Annotated in this window: 5 protein-coding genes; all 5 read left to right on the top strand. The window is 42.9% G+C overall.

What is annotated here, in order from left to right:
• The coding region (locus Q0171_RS01980; protein WP_299326115.1) for a hypothetical protein at positions 1-1,233 on the top strand (1,233 nt) is incomplete at its 5' end.
• Between the two features lie 26 nt (positions 1,234-1,259).
• Positions 1,260-1,937 carry an NAD(+)/NADH kinase gene (locus tag Q0171_RS01975; protein ID WP_299326113.1) on the top strand — a complete coding sequence of 226 codons (678 nt, stop codon included), beginning with the start codon at positions 1,260-1,262 and terminating at the stop codon, positions 1,935-1,937.
• Between the two features lie 140 nt (positions 1,938-2,077).
• Entirely contained in the window at positions 2,078-2,557 is a 480-nt protein-coding gene (locus Q0171_RS01970; RefSeq protein WP_299326112.1) for a DinB family protein, read from the top strand.
• Between the two features lie 137 nt (positions 2,558-2,694).
• A complete protein-coding gene (gene nrfH / locus Q0171_RS01965; protein ID WP_299326111.1) occupies positions 2,695-3,192 on the top strand; it encodes a cytochrome c nitrite reductase small subunit in 498 nt (165 codons plus the stop codon).
• A 24-nt stretch (positions 3,193-3,216) separates the two neighbouring features.
• The gene (locus Q0171_RS01960; protein WP_299326110.1) at positions 3,217-5,040 is read left to right on the top strand and encodes an ammonia-forming cytochrome c nitrite reductase subunit c552; all 1,824 of its coding nucleotides are present in this window, start codon (positions 3,217-3,219) and stop codon (positions 5,038-5,040) included.
• The last annotated feature ends 160 nt before the right edge of the window (positions 5,041-5,200 follow it).

Raw genomic sequence — 5,200 nt, 5'->3', positions numbered from 1 at the left:
CAAAAGATTCTAGTTTTTCTATGTTTGTTAAGTGCGTTTTTATTTGCAAAGGAGCTTGATGTAAATCGCATAAAGCAAGGGGATTTTACAGAGCTAAAAGCCTATCTCACGCAACTAAAATCTATATCTAAGCAAAGGGATTTAAACTTTAATGAATATCAAACACTTGCTAGATTTGGCATTGGCGGGAGTAATAGGGAGTTTGCGAGTGTTTATTTCTCTAAACTTTCCCCATTTCTTGCTAAAGAATTTGGGGATTTGTTTGCAGAATACGGCATTCCTTTAGGTAATGACATTGAGGAGATTAAGCCTGAATATTACTTGTATAATGAGTTAGTATTCTGGTTTAATGATTCTAAGCAGATTTTTACCACAAAGGCTTATGAATCTTTTCTCTTTTTTAAGCATAATGCCGCATTTGCCACAAAAATAGACGAAGAAGGGCAAGAGATAAGAAATTGTGCCTATGGTGATGCAGGTGGTGGCGAGTGTGAGTTTATCTTTAAAAAGCCTGTAAAGGCAAAAGGCATACTTACTTTTAATGCTGACTTTTCTTTGCCGCCTAATGAAGTGGGCGCGTGTGATTATCCTGCATATTTTAGCACTTTTAAGACGCAAGATTCTAGGCTAGAGTTTATCAATGATGGGCATATTGTTTTAGATGGGCGCAAATATTATGACAAGCTTGCCCAGCTTTTGCCAAAGTGGTATAAAGATGGGCTTGGCGGGAGTGTAGGCTATGAAGTGGAAGTAGAGATTGCAGGTATTATGCCTTGGGTTTTTTCAGCGTGTGCGGCTGGGAAATATGTAACTATCACAAATATCAAAGTGGAAAAAAAGCTGCAAGATAACCCAAATACTAGAAAAGACTATGAAAACATAGAGAGTGAATTGAATGTATATAGGCTTAAACTAAACAGCACAGATAGATATGTGAATCTGCGTGAAAAGCCAAATGGTAAGATTCTAGAGCAAATCCCTACTGCTAAAAGTGATGCAATTTTATTGCTTAATCTCAATATGTCGCTATGGGAAATTAAAGGCGTGAGTGAATGGCAAAGGCAGCTTGGCTTTGAAAGGCCTGAATTTAGTGGTTATAAAGAAGTTATGGGGCGAGAATGGATAAAGGTGCTTTACTTCCCACCAAGCCTTTCGCCAAATACACAAACAATCACGGAAGCAAAGATAGGTTATATCCATAAATCACAGCTTGTTATGGGCGATTTGCCTTGAAAATAGCTTGATTAAGAATGATAAAAATGAGCGATAGAATGAATACAAACAAGCCCATACGCAAAGTTGGTATCGTGCTAAGACCAAGTAGCCCCGAGCTTAAAGGCGTATTTTTACAAACGCGTGAAATGCTTGAAGATTCAGGCATTGAAGTAATGCTTGAAAGCATAAGTGGGGGAATGATAGAGCTTTTGGGATTAGACTTTGCCAAAATTGCTTCGCAATGCGATGGCTTTATTAGCCTTGGGGGCGATGGGACGCTGATTTCAATGCTAAGACGGGCTTTTTTTTACAATCTACCTTGTATGGGGATAAACACAGGGCGGCTAGGCTTTTTAACCGCTTTTATGCCAGATCAATTACAAGCATTTATCCCGCATTTGCAAAATGGCAGCTACGCTTTAGAATCTCATCTTGTCTTACAAGCCCTTGTGTTTGAAAGCAAAGATTCTACCACGCCACTGCATAGCATTCTAGCGATTAATGAGTTTCTTATTAACAAGCACGAGTTAAGCGGTATGGTGCAGATTGATGCGCATATTGATGAGATGTATTTTAACTCCTATCGTTGCGATGGCTTACCGCATATCAGCAAAATCCCCCAAGATATGCAGCCACTTCGCGAGCATTTCAGTGAAGGTATGGGACTAGAGTGCATTGTGCTAGGTAGTCCTAAGGGCAAAATCGAGCTAGAATTTAGATAGTTTTTAAATCCTGCTATATGGATTCTAGAGATATTTTCGCAGAAGTCGCATGAGCTGCAAGTAAATCGGGCTTTGCAAACAGATGAAAAAATATCCTGCAATACGACAAATGCTCACTACAATGCGCTTAGCAATAAACAATGTTTGATGTGTTTTTTGCGCTAGAAAAAGATGACAAAAGAGAGCTACTCTACAAAGACTGCGGGCTGTTTTACAGCAGTATCATCGGCACGGATACGCATGCACTTTGCGGGAGTATCGGGCTGTTTTTAGGACAGCTTGCAAAGCTTGCAGACAAAACACCCAGTGGGCTAGAATCCATTCTCTCCCAACTACAGCCAGATTTCACACTGCTAGATTCTGTTACGCAGGATTTAGGAGCGCTTTATGCGCTGCATGAGCGAGTGAATGCGGCGATAATTGAAAGTATCGATCGTATGGATAATTTTAGCAAACTTGAGACACTCTCACTTGGGGAGAATCTATCCTTTACTAAGCCTAGATTCCAGCTAATCTTAGCTCTGCTTACGCACACTGCTCACCACAGAGGACAGATTGCTGGTGCGCTAGACATGCTCCAAATCCCCAACGACTTCGCCAGCACCATGCTTGGAATGTAGGCAAATCTCGTGCGCATAAGCAATGTGGAAGAGCGAGTGGATTTAAGAGAAATTTTATTAGAAAATATATAGAATAACCCCCGCTGGTTATTGGCAGCAGTGTATGAGTTTTCCTTTAAATTTTTTAAGGAGAGTTGATGAGCAAGAGAGTCTTCGTGGTGGCTTTGCTCTGTGTGCTGGGATTTATTGTCGGCAATGGAGTATATAGTCTCTATAACGCAAACGCACTAAGCTATCTCTCCAACGACTCTGCTGCGTGCAATAACTGCCATGTAATGAATGAAGTCTATCACGACTACACTAAAAGCTCCCACCAAAGCATCGAGTGCATCGACTGCCATTTACCACATTCCTTTACTCGCAAATGGCTTTCCAAAGCCTACACGGGTCTAAATCATGCCTATCATTTTACATTTGATAAGAATTTGCCGGCAAATTTCACCGCTAATGCCGACACAAAAGCATGGGTAAAAGAAAACTGCATACGCTGCCATGGGGACTACGCGCACAACCCAATCGACCCCACATACAGCACAGATTTTGCAGGGGCGCACAAACAAGTAGAGTCAAAGATTGACAATAGTCTTGATTGCCTATCGTGTCATCACAGCGTTGGGCATTTACGGGATTTTTAATCCATACCACAAAAAGGAGAGCAAATGAGTAGGAAGTCAATGTGGATTGTGCTTATAATAGCAGTGCTAGTGGGCATGCTTGTCGCATACATCACGGCAGACATTGGAAAGAAAAAGGGTGAGCAAAGCGCAATTGATACAAGTGCTTCGGCTGGACTAAGCGATAACGACCCAAGACTTAATACCTGGGGGGCGAAATTCCCAGACTATTTGAATATGTATCTAAGCGGTGCAAATGCTACACCAGCTTCTACCGACTTTGGCGGGAATCTTTCATACAACAAACTCGATCGCTTTCCACAGCTTGTGAAAATGTGGGCAGGGTATCCATTCTCAAAAGACTTCAATGAAGAGCGCCACCACTTCTATATCCAAGCCGATCAAATGAAAACTGCGCGCAACAATAAAGATTTTCTCAATGCCTCTGGGCTTAAGGCTTTTGGCGGGCAACCTACGGCATGTATGAACTGCCATAGTGGCTGGACTCCATGGCTACTAGAAAATGTAGCCAAAGGTGATTTCGTGGCGTTTAATAGTGCCAAATATTGGACGATGATCAAAAATATCCCTACATTTGACAATGAAGCACCAGATAGTGAAGCACACCTAGGGCTACATGGTGGCACGAGAATGGGGCTTACTTGTGCAGACTGCCACTCACCCAAGGACATGAGCCTGCGCATCACGCGCCCAGCACTTGTAAATGCGCTTGTCTCTCGTGGTTATGAGAAAGATGAGAATCAAGGCATAAAAGCTAGTCGCCAAGAAATGCGCACACTCGTATGCTCACAATGCCATGTGGAATACTATTTCTCTCCTGCAGGCAAAGTTACCACCATGGGCGAGAGTATCGCAGGCAATCCAAATGCAAAATGGCTTGATGGCACACAGAAAACTTACGACCAAATCGACTACTGGCGCGATGGCAACAAGCCCACACAAGTAAGCGTAGATGGCACGACACTAGTATTCCCATGGAGCGAATGGAAGAAGGGAGAAGCCTTTAGAATCGAGATGTTTGATGACTACTACGAAAAAGTCAAAGACAAATTCCCGCAAGACTGGGTGCATAAAGATACCAAAGCCCCGATGATCAAAATCCAGCACCCAGAGACAGAGCTAGCAAGCGGTGGAATCCATGCGCAAAATGGTGTCTCCTGTGCAGACTGCCACATGCCATACACACGCAATGGCGCCAAAAAGGTTACCAGCCATAAATTTGTCTCGCCACTTAATGATATCAATGCCTCTTGTAAAACATGCCATAGGCAGTCAGAAGACTATCTCAAACAGCAAGTTTTCAATATCCAAACCTCTATCGCCTCTATGCAACGAAGCGCGGAATATGCAATCGTAAGCCTAATTGAAGACATTACAAAAGTGCGCGAGAAAATGGGAGCTCTGCCTAAATACCAAAGCGACGGCGCAGCTGATGAGAAAAAGATCTCCAAAACGCTTGAAGCCGTGCTTGATCTTCATAGAAAATCCCAAATGCGTGCGGATTTTGTGAATGCGGAGAATTCTACGGGATTCCACAATCCTACTGAAGCCGCTAGAATCATGGGGCAGTCAATCGCCATGGCGAAAGAAGCTCAAGCCCTACTTGTCGCACTTGCAGCAAAAGACAATATCCATATCACACCATCAAACCTAGGCTTTAAAGATATGCAAAAATATGCGCCCGGTGAGCTCCGCTATCCAGCAGATATGGAAGGACACAAAAAAGGCGATCTCTACTACAATGAGCCAGAGGAAAAAGATGTCAATCGAGCACCAAGCAAACGCCTGCTCGAGCTTGATGAAAATCTCTCTCCCTACAACTACACTAAAATCAACGCAAGACCATAGCATTCTGGTCTTGCCCCTTCAACAACAACTTTCCGCAAAAGCTTTAACATCTAACAATATCCGCAAGCGTAGTGTCCCATCTCTTGTATGTGAGGCTTGTGGGAGAAATGGCATTTTTACAAATGAGACTCTGCAAAGCATAGCAAAAGCTCATCATAAA

The organism is uncultured Helicobacter sp. (assembly GCF_937906905.1).
Classification (GTDB): domain Bacteria; phylum Campylobacterota; class Campylobacteria; order Campylobacterales; family Helicobacteraceae; genus Helicobacter_B.
The sequence above is the reverse complement of the archived record's forward strand: the minus strand, read 5'-3'. Positions and strand labels throughout refer to the sequence as shown.